Consider the following 17,293-nt stretch of genomic DNA (forward strand, 5'->3'; position numbering starts at 1 on the left):
AGCTGTTTGATTATCAGTCAATCTCTAAAGAGTTAACGATTCTCATACAGTTTTAGATGAAATTGTAATTGGTGGAGCCAAGCGGGATCGAACCGCTGACCTCCTGCGTGCAAGGCAGGCGCTCTCCCAGCTGAGCTATGGCCCCTCACAAGTTCCATCAAAACTGAACAAATGGAATGATGATTTTTGAAGCTTACGCTTCATATTTGAATGTTTCCGTTGCAGGAAACGATTCTCCATAGAAAGGAGGTGATCCAGCCGCACCTTCCGATACGGCTACCTTGTTACGACTTCACCCCAATCATCTACCCCACCTTCGGCGGCTGGCTCCCTTGCGGGTTACCCCACCGACTTCGGGTGTTGTAAACTCTCGTGGTGTGACGGGCGGTGTGTACAAGACCCGGGAACGTATTCACCGCGGCATGCTGATCCGCGATTACTAGCAATTCCGACTTCATGTAGGCGAGTTGCAGCCTACAATCCGAACTGAGACCGGCTTTTCTAGGATTGGCTCCACCTCGCGATTTCGCTTCCCGTTGTACCGGCCATTGTAGTACGTGTGTAGCCCAGGTCATAAGGGGCATGATGATTTGACGTCATCCCCACCTTCCTCCGGTTTGTCACCGGCAGTCTGCTTAGAGTGCCCAGCTTGACCTGCTGGCAACTAAGCATAAGGGTTGCGCTCGTTGCGGGACTTAACCCAACATCTCACGACACGAGCTGACGACAACCATGCACCACCTGTCTCCTCTGTCCCGAAGGAAAGGTCTATCTCTAGACCGGTCAGAGGGATGTCAAGACCTGGTAAGGTTCTTCGCGTTGCTTCGAATTAAACCACATACTCCACTGCTTGTGCGGGTCCCCGTCAATTCCTTTGAGTTTCAGTCTTGCGACCGTACTCCCCAGGCGGAATGCTTAATGTGTTAACTTCGGCACCAAGGGTATCGAAACCCCTAACACCTAGCATTCATCGTTTACGGCGTGGACTACCAGGGTATCTAATCCTGTTTGCTCCCCACGCTTTCGCGCCTCAGCGTCAGTTACAGCCCAGAGAGTCGCCTTCGCCACTGGTGTTCCTCCACATCTCTACGCATTTCACCGCTACACGTGGAATTCCACTCTCCTCTTCTGCACTCAAGCTCCCCAGTTTCCAGTGCGACCCGAAGTTGAGCCTCGGGATTAAACACCAGACTTAAAGAGCCGCCTGCGCGCGCTTTACGCCCAATAATTCCGGACAACGCTTGCCCCCTACGTATTACCGCGGCTGCTGGCACGTAGTTAGCCGGGGCTTTCTTCTCAGGTACCGTCACTCTTGTAGCAGTTACTCTACAAGACGTTCTTCCCTGGCAACAGAGCTTTACGATCCGAAAACCTTCATCACTCACGCGGCGTTGCTCCGTCAGGCTTTCGCCCATTGCGGAAGATTCCCTACTGCTGCCTCCCGTAGGAGTCTGGGCCGTGTCTCAGTCCCAGTGTGGCCGATCACCCTCTCAGGTCGGCTACGCATCGTCGCCTTGGTAGGCCTTTACCCCACCAACTAGCTAATGCGCCGCAGGCCCATCCACAAGTGACAGATTGCTCCGTCTTTCCTCCTTCTCCCATGCAGGAAAAGGATATATCGGGTATTAGCTACCGTTTCCGGTAGTTATCCCTGTCTTGTGGGCAGGTTGCCTACGTGTTACTCACCCGTCCGCCGCTAGGTTATGTAGAAGCAAGCTTCTACATAACCCCGCTCGACTTGCATGTATTAGGCACGCCGCCAGCGTTCGTCCTGAGCCAGGATCAAACTCTCCATTAAAGACCAACCGAAGTTGGTTTATAGAAAGAGCGATAAGCTCATTTTTAATGCTAGCGATTCTTCTTTATAAAAGAAGAAATCTTTGTTTCATCATCCATTTGTTCAGTTTTCAAAGAACTTGTCTGTTCTCGTTCGTTCAACGAGCCAGGAGTTATATCATATCATGTTGGTTGCTTTCTTGTCAAATCTTTTTTTCAACTATCTTTTCAGCAACCTCGCTTCAAGAAATGATACTCTCAAAGCAACGTCTAATAATATATCATGCCTAAAGTTATTTAGCAAGCATTTATTTATATCTATTTTATTTCCTACTATACAACAGATAATAAGGCAGCCACCCCGCCCCAGAGCGGAATGACTGCACTCATTGCAAAACTATTATTCTTGTTCCAGCAGTCTGATAAATTCATCCTCATCTTCTATGGTGTCAATTCCGAGCTGTTGGGCCTTAGCCAGCTTACTCCCAGCCTTTTCACCAGCTATGACTAGATCCGTCTTTTTCGATACAGACCCCGCAACTTTGGCTCCCAGCGCCTCCAGCTTGGATGCAGCTTCGTCACGCGTAAGCTGATGCAAGGTACCTGTAAGCACGACCGTTTTGCCACTGAAAAAGCTGTCTGTCTTCTTCTCCTGCGGAGCTTCAGGGGCCTGAGCTTTCACCCCTAGAGACAGCATCTTTTCAATTCCCGCCTGAGTAAATGGATCTGCAAAGAAAGCAACAATGCTTTCGGCTACAATCCTGCCCACATCCGGTAGTTCTATCAGTTCTTCCACCGTAGCGGACATCGTCTTGTGCAAATCACGGTAGTGTTCAGCCAACATGCGTGTTGTTGCTTTACCGGTATTTGGTATACCTAGAGCATAAAGGAAAGAAGCCAAATCTCTCTCTTTACTCTTTTCAAGTGCTGCCAAGAGGTTACTGGCCTTTTTCTCACCAAACCGCTCCAGCTTCACAAGATCATCATATTGGAGTGTATACAGATCCGCAGGCTCGCGCACTTCCAGTTCGTCATGCAGCTGTATGGCCGTTTTGTCACTGAATGTCTCAATATCCATAGCATCACGTGATGCAAAATGGGAAATACGAGCTACAATTTGTGGTTTACAACCCAGCTTATTGTCGCAAAATAAATGGGCACCTCGCTGCTGCAACGGAAACCCGCAGGCTGGACAATGATCTGGTACGACAATTTCCTCTCCGTCGTGCTCAGATGTTACCTTTCCTAATATCTCCGGAATGACATCGTTTGAGCGACGGATAAACACACGTGCACCCAAAGCAAACTTCAGGTTTTTGCGCTCGATGTCACCAGCATTGTTCAGTGTACAATTTTGTACAGTGACTCCCGCCAGTTCTACCGGCTCTACCCTCGCAAGTGGGGTGATTTTACCCGTTCGTCCTACATTCCACTCAACCGAGTTAAGCACCGTAGTTGTTTCCTCGGCTTCGAACTTATAGGCCACCGCCCAGCGTGGGAATTTATCGGTATACCCGAGAGCCTCACGTGTGCGCATATCTGTAATTTTCAATACTGCCCCATCAATGAGGTAATCCAATCCGGCACGAGATTCTTCAATCTCAATCAGTTGCTCCATTACATCTTCAAAATTATCAAAGTAAGTCAGGTAAGGGTTTACCTTAAAATGATTTTCACGCAGGAAAGTCATCATTTCCTGGTGGCTGTTAAACTGGATACGGTCTGCATAACCCACATTGTAGAAAAATGCATTCAATCGCCGTTCTGCTGTCACTTTGGGATTCAAGTTACGCAAAGCGCCAGCTGCAGCGTTGCGTGCGTTTTTAAGAGGGTCAGCGGCAGTCTCATTATATTTGGACAGTACAGAGAGATTCATTATCCCTTCTCCCTGAACTTCAATAGTTCCATTTCGAAAAGGAATTGTAAGTGGCACGGATTTAATCGTTTTTACCTGCGCCAATATCCCCTCACCCACCACACCATTACCGCGGGTAGAAGCCTGTACCAGCTGTCCATCAGTATACGTCAGGTTCAGCGTTAGACCATCAAATTTAAGTTCTATCGCATAACCTGGAGATGGCAAAGGTTGCTCTGGGTTCTTGGTATTGTAATCATTGACCAGCTTCACGACACGCGCGTTCCATGCACGCAGCTGTTCCATATTCTGAGCTTTATCAAGGCTCCATAATGGGGCAAGGTGGCGATGCGGTGTAAACCCTTTGAGTAACTCCCCGCCCACACGCTGTGTCGGCGAATCCGGCAGCACAAGACCGCTCGTCTGTTCAAGCGCTACCAGCTCGTCATAAAGCACATCATATTCTTTGTCGCTGATCTTGGGTTCATCCAGTGTGTAGTAATGATAGTTATATGTGTTCAGTTCAGCAACAAGCTGCTCCATCCTGTGCATTGGGTTCATGCAGGCGTATCCCTCCGGGAACTTCATCAGGGCAGAGGCCCTAAGCCAAGCTGCCACTCATGAGGTTCGAGATTTAATGATGTTTGAGATTTATTCTACTTTTGTAATCGGTGCAAAGCCAGCTAACAGTCGTTTAACCCCTACTGGAGCCGGGAAAGCAATTTGAAGCTCCATATCATTGCCCGTCCCTTTTACAGCTACAATAGTTCCAATCCCCCATTTACCATGCTGTACCTTGTCTCCAGCAGCAAAAATGGAGGGACCTCCTGCCGAAGCAGCCGGAGTGGGTTTCGTGGATGAAGATGTCGTTACTGTTACTCGGGGTGACGCGGAAGCGGACGAACCACTACGGCTCATCGTATCAAACGAGCGTTCTCCACCAAAGTTGCTGCCACTACCTTTATTCAGTCCGCGCCCACCATAAGATCCGCCTACATTGCCTGAACGACGGTAGCGGTCACGTTTGATGATCGTATCCTCTTTTAACTCGTCCGGAATCTCTTCGAGAAAGCGGGAAGGCGGGTTAGCTGTGGTGCGGCCAAACAGAGTGCGCATCTGTGCGCATGTAAGGAACAGTTGCTCCTCTGCACGGGTGATCCCGACATACGCCAATCTGCGCTCTTCCTCCAGCTCTTCGTTATCCAGAAAGGCACGACTATGAGGGAATACTCCCTCCTCCATACCGACAATAAATACGATGGGAAACTCCAATCCTTTGGCGCTATGCATGGTCATCAATACAACCGCATCGCTTTGCTCTTCTTCATCGTCATTCATGGAATCAATATCGGCAATCAGAGCAAGGTCGGTCAGGAAGGAGACGAGTGACTTGTCTTCCGCTCCTTTTTCAAATTCCATGGTTACCGACAGGAACTCATCAATATTCTCCAAACGTGAGCGCGACTCGAGTGTATTCTCGTTTTGCAGCTCCAAGCGATACTGGGTGGTTTCCAGCATTTTTTCTGTTAACTCGGTAACTGACAGGTAGTCTACCATCCGACTTAAACCTTCGATCATATCGTAAAACTCTACCAACGCATTGCGCGTACGTCCTGCAAAGCCCAAATCGTCTACAACTTGAAGGACACGAAAAATTGAAACTCCACGTTCTGCTGCAGCTGCCTGCAATTTGCCGACGGTTGTGTCTCCGATGCTTCGTTTTGGCACATTAATGATTCGGATCAAGCTGATGTCGTCGTCAGGATTGGAGAGCAGGCGAAGATACGCCAGCAAATCCTTAATTTCCTTCCGATCATAGAACTTGATACCGCCCACGATCTGGTAAGGAATATCCGATTTAATCAAAATTTCCTCGACAACCCGAGACTGAGCATTCGTACGGTACAAAATGGCATGATGGCTATAGGTTTTGCCCGCATTAATATTCTTATGAATTTCGGAGGCGATAAAATAGCCCTCATCATGCTCAGAGTCAGCACGATAAACTTTAATCTTGGCTCCGCCTTCTTTGTCAGTCCATAGTTTTTTCGGCTTGCGGCCTGTATTTTGACCAATAACTTCGTTGGCAGCATTGAGAATATTTGAGGTGGACCGGTAGTTCTGCTCCAGCAAAATGGTGCGCGCTTCCGGGTAGTCCTCTTCAAAATTCAAAATGTTGCTAATATCCGCACCCCGCCACCGATAGATGGATTGGTCACTGTCACCTACTACGCAAATCCGGTGATGCTTGTCGGCCAGCATTTTGCACAGCATGTACTGCGCACGGTTCGTATCCTGATATTCATCAACATGAATGTATTGAAATTTCTTCTGATAGAAGTCCAGTACCTCAGGTACTTCTTTAAAAAGCTGAATCGTTGCCATGATCAAATCATCAAAATCAAGAGAGTTGTTATTTTTGAGTCGTTGTTGGTACTTGGTATATACCTTCGCCACAATCCCCTCAAAATAGTCGCCAATCTTGCGTTCATACATTTCGGGAGTGACCAGTTCATTTTTAGCCGTACTCATCATAGACTGGACCGCTTTGGGTTCAAACTTTTTGGTGTCTATATTCAGATCCTTCATGCAGCTCCGAATGACAGACAATTGATCCGTAGAATCCAAAATGCTGAAATTCGAGGTAAATCCAATCCGCTCGATATCCCGACGTAAAATACGCACACACATCGAGTGGAAGGTGGATACCCATACATCTCTTCCCTGTGGGCCAATCAGCTTGGATACGCGATCCTGCATCTCACGCGCGGCCTTGTTCGTAAAGGTAATCGCCAAAATGCCCCATGGAGCCGTCTTGCGGGTCGCGATGAGGTAGGCTATTCGGTGCGTGAGCACCCGTGTTTTACCACTGCCTGCGCCAGCCATAATCAGCAGCGGACCATCTACCGCCTCCACAGCCTGACGCTGAGGCGGATTAAGGCGAGCTACCGCCTCGTGTATATCTATTGATTGCATGCGTGCATGCTCCTTTCCCTGAGCTTCCATAAATTCACGTTCTATACTTCCAATTTCACAGCTACCGTCTCCAGCGCTTTCGCCAAGTCACGATAAATGATGTTTCCTACTACAATGGTGTCACAAACGGCAGCCGCTTGTAACGCGGTAGATTTATCCACGATACCTCCCCCGTATAGGACACGAGAGCGCTCCGTACTGCGATGTATTTTCTGCACCAGCTCCATATCCCCAAAAGCACCGCTATATTCCACATATACAATCGGTAGATGCATGAGCTTGTCAGCAATCTGTGCATATGAGGCGGCTGATGTAGCACCCAGCGAAGTATCTGCTCCGGTAAGCTTAGCGACCGTAGAATCACCGTTCAAAACAATATATCCTTCCGCCACAAGCAAATCCCACGGGATCATATAACCAAACTGTTCAATCGCACGTTGGTGCTGCCCTAGAATCCAATTACTGTCAGTAGTATTCAGTACCATAGGAATCATATATAGATCAAACCCTGGCACTACAGCCTCCAGATCGGACACCTCAAGCACACACGGCACCTCATAACGCCGAACTCGCGACAGCAAATCCACCGTATTTTCATAGGTAATACCTGAGGAACCTCCTACCATAATCGCATCCGTACCAGACATACACACGGCGTCAAGCGCACCATCATCCAGTTCCTTGTCAGGATCAAGCTTAAACACATGCCTCCATGATTGAATTGAATCTGCCAACACACATTCCTCCAGCATTCATTGCTTTTGTCATGATCCAGGCGAGCCGAATTCCAATATCCAAAAGCGTTCTATGCTAAGTCTATGATAGTGCTTAAAAGGTGTCAATGTTCGTATCAAATGGGAACACCCCGTTCAGACAACTTATGGTCGTAGCGCATACATCCAACTGCGTTCACTAAGTTCTTTTTCCGTTAAACTATCTGTATAGAAACCTCGTACACCCATCTGTTCATACTCAGCCGCATCCTTCAACTCATTAATGGTATTTACATAGCACACTGCCCCTGCCTGACGCAAACTTTCCACTAAAGCACCACTCACCCGATTCTCTGGTAAAGTTACTGCCGTTATATCATTTTGTTGTACAAATCGAATGATCTGGTCGTCCTTATCTTCTGTGGCATAGAGCGTATAAATAACGGATGGGTAAGGATAAATACTTCGTAACGTCCGCAACATTTCTTCATTATAAATTTGAGGAACAATACGGGACAAAAGCTCGGGATTTTTCTCCTGTGCCTGACGGGTCAGTTGTGCAAACAACTGTTTGATTTGGACAGGGTCCTGTTCTTTCGTATCGGTCACAATATAAGCATCCGGGTATGTTTCCAATAAATCCAATACATCCTTCCAATCTACTGGGGTATAGGAACCGTGTATGGGGGTGTTCTTAAATTGATGATAGCTCCAAGGTTTCCCGCCCTGTTCCGTAGCAACTGCATGTTCCTGTTGCATTTGCTCTGTAAAAGATTCTGTCCATTCATGGCGCGCCACCAATTGTCCATCCGATGTAAACATCAGGTCGACCTCGAATACGCGGCTGCCTTTTTTATAATTTTCCACAAACGCTTCACGCGCATTAGTATAGGCCAAACCATCAACGGCTCCCATGGCATGCGAAATCACACGGTGCGCGGTAAAGCCAGTATGTTCTTCTGTAGATTTTCCTTTGTATGCCAGTAAAAATGTGCCGATTAACATTAAAAGAATAACCGCAACAATCAATCGTTTCATGGGGTGTCACATCCTTTTCGTACAGGTCAATACCCCACATACGCATGCTCAAAACAACTGCCAGACGCAAAAGCACCCTCCGGCTAAACCGAAGGGTGCTTCTGTATTAATACGCGTTCTTGAAACCGTTGCGAATCGTGCGGAAAATAATTTTAATATCAAATAAGAGCGACCAGTTCTCAATATAGAAGATGTCATGCTTAATCCGTTCCTCAATAGATGTATCTCCACGCAACCCGTTGCTCTGTGCCCAGCCTGTGATTCCAGGACGAACATGATGCTTCACCATGTATTTTGGAATTTCCTCACGGAACTGATCCACATAATAGGGTCGTTCTGGGCGTGGACCAACGACACTCATATCACCCAGCAGAACGTTGAAAAATTGAGGCAGCTCGTCGAGACTCGTTTTACGAATAAAAGTACCAAAACGTGTGCGTCTTGGGTCATTAGCAGTCGTCCAGCCCGTATCTTCAGTTCCAGGAGGCAGCACCTTCATCGAACGAAATTTGTACATTCGGAAGGTGCGACGATTCAAGCCCACCCGCTCTTGCTTAAAAATGATGGGCCCTCTGGATGTGATCATTACACCAATCGCCACTGCCAGCATGATCGGAGAGGTCAGAAGAATCGCGAATAAAGAGAATAAAATATCGAATAGACGCTTAAACAATCGATTCCCCGCCACATCCAGTGGAATATCCCGTACATTAATCATCGGCATACCTGCAAAGTTATCAAAGTACGGACGAGCCGGCAAATAATCGAAAAAGTCGGGGATTATAAGCGTGCGCACTCCAGCCTTTTCACACATGTTGATAATCTTGGGGTACTTATCATGGGCATCCAACGGAAGCGCCAGAATGACCTCGTCAATCATCAGACGCGACAGCGTAGCCTCCAATTGATCTAAGCCTCCAAGAATCGGGCGGAAATGCGCCGCTTCCTCTTCACTCCAATGCCGCTTATCATCCAGAAAACCCACGACCTCGTATCCTAGATCAGGATACTGTCCAAGATTATGATAAAATCGTTGGCCTAGAGTACCCGCCCCGAGAATAAGCATGAACTGCTTGTTGTACCCTTTTTGACGGAGAGCTTTAAGAACTTGCTTTAAAAAGAACCGGTAAAACAAAATAAGCAGCACATTCCCAACCATATAGATCGCCAGATAGGACCGCGAAATGTCGATTTGTTTCACGAAGAACATCACACTCAACAGCACGAACAGGCCAACGATATGAATCTGGGTGACGCGAAATACATCATCTGCAAATCGTTTTTTGCGTTTGGGCGAATAGAGCGAAAATAACATCCCCAGCACTACGGCAATCAGGCCGTAGATTAAGCTCCAGCCTCCATATACTTGAATAGGAAGCGGTTCTGTATAGGTGATCCATTCACTTTCAAATTTGAAAAACCAAGCGATCAGAAAGGACAACTGAATGACCGCGAAATCCGCCACAATATATAATTGGGTTAAAAAACGCTGATTTCTGCGTATCATGCTTTCACCTCAGTACGAGATTGTTCCCCGCCGTCCGGCTTGACCGGTGCGGACAACTTATTTTTTAGAAAGGCCATTCCAAATTTCACGGTAATTCCCGCATATACAGCCATATTGGTGATCCAACTGTATTGCTGTTTATAATGCTTACGATGAAATACCCACATAGCTCTATGAAACTCATAAATAATTTTCAAAGGACGACGGCGAGCGCTGCCCCCTTTGATATGAATAATATATGTGCGCGGGTAGTAGTAAATGCCCCACCCGGCTTGCTTAATCCGGTAACACCAATCAATATCCTCACCATACATAAAAAAGGTTTCATCCAAGCCACCGACCTGGTCAATCGTCTCCCGGCGCACCAGCATAAAAGCACCTACCAGTACATCTACTGGATACTCATCATCCGGGCTTAGATGCCCAAGCTGATATTGATTGTACTTCGGGTTATCCGGGTAACGCTTCGACCAGCCGAAAGCGTAGTAAAAAGAAGCTGACGGCGTTGGAAATCCTCGCTTACAAGCCTTGTCCAATGATCCATCCGGCAAGATGACCTTACAGCCCGATGCCCCCATCTCCGGATGCGTATCCATAAACTGAATCATTGTATCCAGCGTGTCCGGTTGCACCAACGTATCGGAGTTCAATAACAATACATAACGCCCGCTGGCTACTTCCATCCCCTGGTTGTTCGCCTTGGCAAAACCTGTATTATTCTTATTGGCTATCAACGTAATCTCCGGGTATGCAGCACGAATAGCCTCAACAGATCCGTCACTAGAGTGATTATCAATCACAATCACTTCATATCGGTACTGCGACTTTGACGCATACACCGATTGCAAACAATCCAGCGTCAATCGACACGTATTATAGTTGACGACCAGTATGCTTACATCCATATTTAAAACGCTCCTGACAAATTCAGTAATCTATTCTACTATCGCCTATTATAGCATACCGCGCAGACCACGGGGCGCAAAAAAGCACATAACTTGTAACCTTACATAGTTAGCAGAATTTCAAAAAATTCGATTCTAGTGGCTCCAAAGTGCAAATATAGACAAACGAAACCATTTCGATCTATATATTGTTCATTGGAAGTCGTTTATTAGATTTTTGTAAAATCCTCGGTTGAGGTCTAAAATTCATCGTGGTAAGATATACATGGAAAAAGGGCTGGTGCCAGCCAGCCCTGCGCAACCAACGCTCCAAGAGCGGACGGTTTTGGAACAATCAGGCCGAAAATAGACCCTTCCTTGCGGGGGCGGTCTATTTTCGTTTGTTAAACTCTAACAGTGTGACGATTAACGCCCCGAACGTCAGCATTAAACTGAGCGCCTCAAACACTGTCACAGGCTTCACCCCCCTCCTCGGGAGAGTTAGCCGACCGCCCTTGCCAGCTCTATCGGTTGCACGTTTCAATTATACTATATTTTTCCATAAAGGAACACGCATTCGATGGTATTTTATCTAGTATTCATTTGCACCTTTGACTATTTGACGCTTATATATGGAAAAAAGTTTCAATATTTTTTCTTTCCATACCTCTATAACTTCCTCAATACGAAAACCAACTTATAAATCCAGTTGTCTAACCGTGACTGCCTATAAAATGCACGGCTTGGGGTCAAAAACAACCTCACCAAAAGAGGAGGTGCATAAGTAAATCCACCAGTCATGCATAATAATGTTATCCAAAGAAGTCGGAATTCCCTTTTTCACGAGTTGGAGTGTCTCTTTATTGATCACCACGGTACAACCTACACATACATTTTCAATGAGAGCATTATAGAAGGATACAGGTCGGGGGATGTCAGCTGCCTGAGCAAGTTTGTTCGGCATCCATACATCACCCTGATGACAAAAAGCGTAATAATCGAATGTCATTGAACTTGATTGACATATGTGGCTACATAATAAAATCTCCCAATCATGATATGATGGGAGATCGCTATAGATATAATGTGCCTTTACTTACTCGAACTTGCCAGATACTCTTTTAAGAAATCCCGCAATCCCTCACGCCAAGAACGTAAATCATGTAACCCATTTGTCCGGATCGCTATATGCTCCATAACAGAGTTACGTGGCCGCGCTGCCGGTCTGGGGAATTGCTCTGTGCTACATGGCTCCAATTTCGCTGTAATCTTGGCATCTAATATTTCCGCCGCATCCTGTAAAATAGCTTGCGTAAATTCATACCAGGTACAGGAGCCGCTATTGGATGCATGGTATACGCCGTACTTCTCCGTTTGAATCAATTCCGCCAAAAAGCGTGCCAGATCCACCGTATAGGTAGGTGAACCCTTCTGATCATTCACTACCTGGAGGAGCGGCTTCTCCTGTCCAAGCTTCAGCATCGTTTTAACAAAATTGTTCCCGTACAATCCATATACCCAAGATGTACGAACAATAAAATACCTAGAGGAAAGTGTTTGGGTCAATACCTCCCCCGCCCGTTTGGACTTTCCGTAGATACTCTGCGGATTGGTATTATCGTACTCATGATACGGCTGTTTTGCCGTTCCATCGAACACATAATCTGTGCTGATATAAACCAGCTTGGCTCCAACCTTTTCCGCAGCCATTGCCATATTACGTGTACCTGCCGCGTTGACTTGATAAGCCCCGTCTACATCGGTCTCCGCTGCATCCACAGCCGTATACGCTGCACAGTGGATTACGGCATCAGGTTGGTACTGTTCCACGATCTTCACAGCCTGCTCCAAATCCGTGATATCCAGCTGTTCCCGATCATATCCAAGAACATCATGTCCTTGATCCTGAAAAACGTTTACTACATCTTTACCAAGTTGACCGGATGCTCCAGTAACCAGCACCTTCATTTTACGCATCCCCCAAGAGGGAACCGTACTGTTTAGCATAGTATTGTTGGTATTCGCCGGATTGAATACGAGTCCACCATTCTTCGTTGTCTAAATACCAGCGAATCGTTTCTTTAATGCCTGTTTCAAAAGAGTGCTTTGGCTTCCAGCCCAGCTCATTCATGGTCTTCGTTGGATCAATGCCATAACGGCGGTCATGTCCTGGACGATCCTGCACATACGAAATCAGAGATTCTGGCTTGCCCAGCTCCTCTAATACTGTTTTGACGATATGCACATTTGTCCGCTCGTTATTCCCCCCGATATTGTATACTTCACCCAGTTTACCCTGATGAATGACTAGATCAATTGCGCTGCAATGATCCTCTACATACAACCAGTCGCGAATGTTCAAGCCATCCCCGTATACAGGTAGCTGTTGGTCGCTCAATGCACGTGAGATCATTAGCGGGATCAATTTTTCAGGAAACTGATATGGACCGTAGTTGTTAGAACAACGCGTGATGTTCACTGGTAAACCGAAGGTTTCATGATATGCACGAACTAGCAGATCGCCGCCTGCCTTGGATGCAGAATAAGGACTATTAGGCTGCAACGGAGTTTCCTCCGTAAACAAGCCTGTTTCTCCCAAAGATCCATACACCTCATCTGTTGATACCTGTACAAACTTGGTCACGTTATATTTCTTGGCCGCGTCCAGTAGCACTTGCGTACCCAATACGTTTGTTTTCACAAACACTTCCGGTTCCAGAATACTCCGATCCACATGTGACTCCGCTGCAAAATTAACCACCACATCAATCCCCTGCTGCATCAGTTGGTCAATCGCTTGTGCGTCGGTAATATCTGCTTTGATGAAGCTATGCTTGGGGTTATTTTCAATGGATTTCAAATTTTCCAGGTTACCTGCATAGGTAAGAGCATCTATATTTACAATTTCATAATCCGGATGCTGTTTTAACATATACAATACAAAGTTACTGCCTATAAATCCGGCCCCGCCGGTGACAAGAAGTTTCATACTGACCTCCTAAATTTAATTATCCATTATTTTAGTATTAAACGTATAGTACTTATGCCCAAAGTAATTAAACACTGTGTAGAGACCCGATGCAATTAAAATCGAAACGTTCCCAACTCCTATAACATTTAAAATCAATAATTTATCCATATACTCCAATAATGGCATTAAAAAATACCCTATGAAATAAGAGGTTACATAAGAAAGTATAGTTACAAAGGTAAATTTCAAAGTCTGACTTAAATACCATTCATTCACCTTGAAAGTAAAATTCCTATTCAGAAAAAAACTACAAATTCCACCAATTATATTTCCACAACTTGTTGAAATCCAATAATTAAAATGAAATAAATTATAAAAAAGATAAATACTAGACAAACCAATTAAAGTATTAATAACCCCTACTAAAAGAAATCTCAGGAACTCAAATCTTTTTATAATATTCATAAATTATAGGGCTCTTTTTCTTGTTGCTGAGCTTCTATTTCAATATTTATAGTTTCTCTTACAAGAAATAGCGGTCTACGTTTACTCTCACCATATACACGACCAATATATTCTCCAATGATTCCAATAGTAATTAACTGAACTCCCCCCAAAAACAATACAGTAACCATAAGAGATGGATAGCCGGGAACCGGATTTCCATATATTAATGTATTTATCATTAAAAAAAGTGCACGGATCAATGCAAAAATTGACACAATGAAGCCTAAATACATAGCAAGTTGTAGAGGAGCAAAGCTAAAAGATGTAATCCCTTCAATAGCAAAATTCCATAACTTCCAATAATTAAAACTGGTTTTCCCAGCAAATCTTGCATCCCGAAGATACGATATACTTGTCTGTTTAAATCCTACCCAACTAAAAAGCCCCTTCATAAATCGGTGACTTTCTGGTAAGTTATTTACAGCATTAACAACTTGTCTAGACATCAAACGAAAATCCCCAGTATCGGCCGGAATATCTATTTTCGTTATTCGTCTTATAAATTTATAAAAAAAACTGGCTGTTGCTTTCTTTATGAAAGTCTCTCCATCCCTTTTAGTTCTTGTTGCATAGACGACATCGTATCCTTCTTGCCACTTTTCAACCATCAAGGGAATGAGTTCAGGTGGATCTTGCAAATCGGCATCTATGGGGATTACTATATCCCCTCTAGAATATTTCAAACCTGCACTCATTGCAATTTCCTTACCAAAATTTCTAGACAAATCAATGACCTTGATTCTGTAATCAGTAGAGGCAATTTCTCTTAATCTAGCATGCGTATTGTCTTTGCTACCATCATTAATACATATGATTTCATAATCATAGTTATGCTTATTTAGTACTTCTGAAATACGTTCATAAAAAAAATCAATGTTGTCAATTTCATTATACATAGGTACAACTAATGACATCTTAAATTTCATTCTTATATCCCCTCTTAATTCAAGCCTACTTACTTCTAGTGATCTAAATCCCCAACTTGAATATATGGATCGACCCCCTCAGTGTATAAGTTAGTGAAATCGCCATCAGAACCCTTTAACTCAACTTGTGCAGTTTCCTTGATTTTGTTACGTAGCGCACTCCCCTTAAGAACCAAGGCTTTTTTATTTTTCTCTGTAATAATAATTGATTTAATAGGTACTAACTTATGGGGGGTAGTTCCTATGTCAAATCTGAACTTTTGAATATGATTTAATGGAATACTAGTTTTAAATACTTTCTTATGATCTAGTTGCTGACTGATGGAATCCTTTTCGTTAAAGCCATTCCCCTTGTCATAAAACAGTTGAAAAATATCAGTTTGAGGATCCTTAAATTCAACCTGAATATCAACATCTTCTGTATAATCATTTATAAATTTCAACTGCGGATCATACCCATTAGTGTATATGTTTAATATACCACTCTCTGCTTTTATCTTGGAAATATCATGAAGTGGATAAAATAGACCTTCCAACTTTTTTGCATCATATTTCAGATGAACATTATTATTATCGAATTCGATACTCTTTATTTGTACATTCTGATTTGTTAAAATACCGGGATCTAATCTGAAACTATAAATTGGCTTATTGGGCAGTTCAAAGAACAGTCTATTCCCATCAGCTTGATTATAAATATATGCTTTTGATGAATCCTTTTCATTGATACCATCACCAATATCATAGTATAGCTGGTACATATTAATTTTTGGTTTCTCCAACTCAACTATCATCGTTGGCTTGTCAATGCTAACAGATGCTAAATTATAATATTTTGCAAAATGATCATTGGAAGTATAACTCGGATTTAAAGAAATATCATAAATAAAAACATAGCTATTCTCTTTGGCTGTTAACTTTGGAAATTTTACAACCCTTTCCCCCTGTTCTAGATTCTTATTCACGATTTGAAGTCTTTGAGCACTTTCCTCTGCAATTAATTTATATTGAGTATACACATTATGCATTGTAATGTATAAAGGAATAATGGATGCAACCAACACAACAACAAGTAGCTTCTTGTTCGGTTTTACTATCATAGTTATTGAAATAATAATCATTACAGCCCCACCAAAAGCTGCACGAAGAGGAAATTCGGGAGAAGCCACCATTGCTACATAAGAAAGGAAGCCTGTGAACATAATTAGTAAAGCAATCCAGAGAACCCTTTTAGAGCTTTTATAGTTTTTGTAAACATAAAATAATATCGCTACAAAAAGTATTAGGAATAAATATCTCTGGTCTTGCAACAATATTCCTTTCATAGTTTGTAAAAAGTTAATTATCTGATCTTTAAAACCAACGTTAAAGTACATAGTTTCTTTTCTGACTTTGTTTCCTGGAGCCAGTACCAAATAAACAAACCCTATAAAGCAGCCAATAATTCCACTAAAAAACCATAAAGGCAGTTCAATTTTCTTTTTTAGAGCAATAAAAAAAGAAATACCTACAAATGCTACTGCTATTACAGCAGTATTTTCTTGACTCCAACCTGCTAAAATACCCAAAAAAAACATTGTCAGTATTGTTATTAAATTATTTTTTAGTACATATTTGTTATCAATAAGAAATCTATATGGGAATAAAAATATTAAAATAAAGACAGTAGCCCAGAGATAGTTCACGGAACCTGCTAACCAAAAAGCTGTTTGACCCAAAACAGGAAGCATAAACCAGCACATCAAAGAAACGAGTAAGAAAACACCCAAATCTTCTCTAGTGTTAAATTTTCTTATTTTTGAGAAGGAGCAGATTAAAAACAACAACAATACATAAAAAAACGCATTTACAATATTGAATACGTCTTTACCTAACCATAGAAATAATTGTACAAAAAAGTGTACTATTACTCTTCCGGTCCAATTATGGTACAAATAATTTTGAGATTGAAAAATATCAGTTAAACTTTCAATCTTTTGATTTGTACCCATAATAAAGCTGTAGGCAAACTCATCATTCCAGTACGGCACAAAATAATTAATTCTGAGCATGTATAAATACATGCTCACGGCCAAAGTGATGATAATTAAACGGTATATATTTAAATACTTATCATCCACTTTTATTTCCAACTTCATAA

13 protein-coding genes, 1 tRNA gene and 1 rRNA gene are annotated in these 17,293 nt (G+C 43.6%); all 15 read right to left on the reverse strand.

What is annotated here, in order from left to right:
• Positions 1-69: 69 nt before the first annotated feature.
• Positions 70-145, reverse strand: a tRNA-Ala gene (locus ACWGXJ_RS22225).
• A 97-nt stretch (positions 146-242) separates the two neighbouring features.
• Positions 243-1,798: ribosomal RNA gene (locus tag ACWGXJ_RS22230) — 16S ribosomal RNA — on the reverse strand.
• Positions 1,799-2,176: 378 nt separating this feature from the next.
• Positions 2,177-4,192: an NAD-dependent DNA ligase LigA gene (ligA, locus tag ACWGXJ_RS22235; protein WP_452567599.1), complete on the reverse strand. Its 2,016-nt coding sequence runs from the start codon at positions 4,190-4,192 to the stop codon at positions 2,177-2,179.
• Positions 4,193-4,282: 90 nt separating this feature from the next.
• Positions 4,283-6,607, reverse strand: a complete 2,325-nt coding sequence (gene pcrA, locus ACWGXJ_RS22240) for a DNA helicase PcrA (protein ID WP_069290489.1) — start codon at positions 6,605-6,607, stop codon at positions 4,283-4,285.
• 41 nt (positions 6,608-6,648) lie between these two features.
• Positions 6,649-7,359, reverse strand: coding sequence for a heptaprenylglyceryl phosphate synthase (locus tag ACWGXJ_RS22245; RefSeq protein ID WP_250266764.1), 711 nt, complete (start codon positions 7,357-7,359; stop codon positions 6,649-6,651).
• 126 nt (positions 7,360-7,485) lie between these two features.
• Entirely contained in the window at positions 7,486-8,358 is an 873-nt protein-coding gene (locus ACWGXJ_RS22250; protein ID WP_452567600.1) for a phosphatidylinositol-specific phospholipase C/glycerophosphodiester phosphodiesterase family protein, read from the reverse strand.
• Positions 8,359-8,464: 106 nt separating this feature from the next.
• Positions 8,465-9,865, reverse strand: coding sequence for an undecaprenyl-phosphate glucose phosphotransferase (locus tag ACWGXJ_RS22255; protein ID WP_235306439.1), 1,401 nt, complete (start codon positions 9,863-9,865; stop codon positions 8,465-8,467).
• Positions 9,862-10,770: a glycosyltransferase family 2 protein gene (locus ACWGXJ_RS22260; RefSeq protein WP_348620727.1), complete on the reverse strand. Its 909-nt coding sequence runs from the start codon at positions 10,768-10,770 to the stop codon at positions 9,862-9,864. The genes ACWGXJ_RS22255 and ACWGXJ_RS22260 overlap by 4 nt, the downstream gene beginning before the upstream one ends.
• Positions 10,771-11,140: 370 nt before the next feature.
• On the reverse strand, positions 11,141-11,233 hold the full coding sequence (locus ACWGXJ_RS22265) for a putative holin-like toxin (protein WP_219727884.1): 93 nt from the start codon (positions 11,231-11,233) through the stop codon (positions 11,141-11,143).
• A 243-nt stretch (positions 11,234-11,476) separates the two neighbouring features.
• Positions 11,477-11,713 carry a hypothetical protein gene (locus tag ACWGXJ_RS22270; protein WP_452567601.1) on the reverse strand — a complete coding sequence of 79 codons (237 nt, stop codon included), beginning with the start codon at positions 11,711-11,713 and terminating at the stop codon, positions 11,477-11,479.
• A gap of 128 nt (positions 11,714-11,841) precedes the next feature.
• Positions 11,842-12,717 (reverse strand): dTDP-4-dehydrorhamnose reductase, encoded by an 876-nt coding sequence (gene rfbD / locus ACWGXJ_RS22275; RefSeq protein ID WP_452567602.1) that lies wholly within the window; start codon positions 12,715-12,717, stop codon positions 11,842-11,844.
• Position 12,718: 1 nt separating this feature from the next.
• A complete protein-coding gene (rfbB, locus tag ACWGXJ_RS22280; protein WP_452567603.1) occupies positions 12,719-13,738 on the reverse strand; it encodes a dTDP-glucose 4,6-dehydratase in 1,020 nt (339 codons plus the stop codon).
• Positions 13,739-13,753: 15 nt separating this feature from the next.
• Complete coding sequence (locus tag ACWGXJ_RS22285) at positions 13,754-14,185, reverse strand: GtrA family protein (RefSeq protein WP_452567604.1); 432 nt, start codon at positions 14,183-14,185, stop codon at positions 13,754-13,756.
• Complete coding sequence (locus ACWGXJ_RS22290) at positions 14,182-15,153, reverse strand: glycosyltransferase family 2 protein (RefSeq protein WP_452567605.1); 972 nt, start codon at positions 15,151-15,153, stop codon at positions 14,182-14,184. Before ACWGXJ_RS22290 ends, ACWGXJ_RS22285 begins: the two co-directional genes overlap by 4 nt.
• Positions 15,154-15,188: 35 nt before the next feature.
• Positions 15,189-17,291, reverse strand: a complete 2,103-nt coding sequence (locus ACWGXJ_RS22295; RefSeq protein WP_452567606.1) for a DUF3329 domain-containing protein — start codon at positions 17,289-17,291, stop codon at positions 15,189-15,191.
• Positions 17,292-17,293 lie beyond the last annotated feature (2 nt).

This window comes from Paenibacillus sp. S33 (assembly GCF_053615415.1).

What these genes read in the sequence shown, in the direction of transcription:
- ACWGXJ_RS22295 (WP_452567606.1), bottom strand. Translation starts at nt 17,291, where the DNA reads ATGAAGTTGGAAATAAAAGTGGATGATAAGTATTTAAATATATACCGT.
- rfbD (WP_452567602.1), bottom strand. Translation starts at nt 12,717, where the DNA reads ATGAAGGTGCTGGTTACTGGAGCATCCGGTCAACTTGGTAAAGATGTA.
- rfbB (WP_452567603.1), bottom strand. Translation starts at nt 13,738, where the DNA reads ATGAAACTTCTTGTCACCGGCGGGGCCGGATTTATAGGCAGTAACTTT.
- ACWGXJ_RS22270 (WP_452567601.1), bottom strand. Translation starts at nt 11,713, where the DNA reads ATGCCGAACAAACTTGCTCAGGCAGCTGACATCCCCCGACCTGTATCC.
- ACWGXJ_RS22290 (WP_452567605.1), bottom strand. Translation starts at nt 15,153, where the DNA reads ATGAAATTTAAGATGTCATTAGTTGTACCTATGTATAATGAAATTGAC.
- ACWGXJ_RS22285 (WP_452567604.1), bottom strand. Translation starts at nt 14,185, where the DNA reads ATGAATATTATAAAAAGATTTGAGTTCCTGAGATTTCTTTTAGTAGGG.
- ACWGXJ_RS22245 (WP_250266764.1), bottom strand. Translation starts at nt 7,359, where the DNA reads ATGCTGGAGGAATGTGTGTTGGCAGATTCAATTCAATCATGGAGGCAT.
- ACWGXJ_RS22250 (WP_452567600.1), bottom strand. Translation starts at nt 8,358, where the DNA reads ATGAAACGATTGATTGTTGCGGTTATTCTTTTAATGTTAATCGGCACA.
- ACWGXJ_RS22255 (WP_235306439.1), bottom strand. Translation starts at nt 9,865, where the DNA reads ATGATACGCAGAAATCAGCGTTTTTTAACCCAATTATATATTGTGGCG.
- ACWGXJ_RS22260 (WP_348620727.1), bottom strand. Translation starts at nt 10,770, where the DNA reads ATGGATGTAAGCATACTGGTCGTCAACTATAATACGTGTCGATTGACG.
- ligA (WP_452567599.1), bottom strand. Translation starts at nt 4,192, where the DNA reads ATGAACCCAATGCACAGGATGGAGCAGCTTGTTGCTGAACTGAACACA.
- pcrA (WP_069290489.1), bottom strand. Translation starts at nt 6,607, where the DNA reads ATGCAATCAATAGATATACACGAGGCGGTAGCTCGCCTTAATCCGCCT.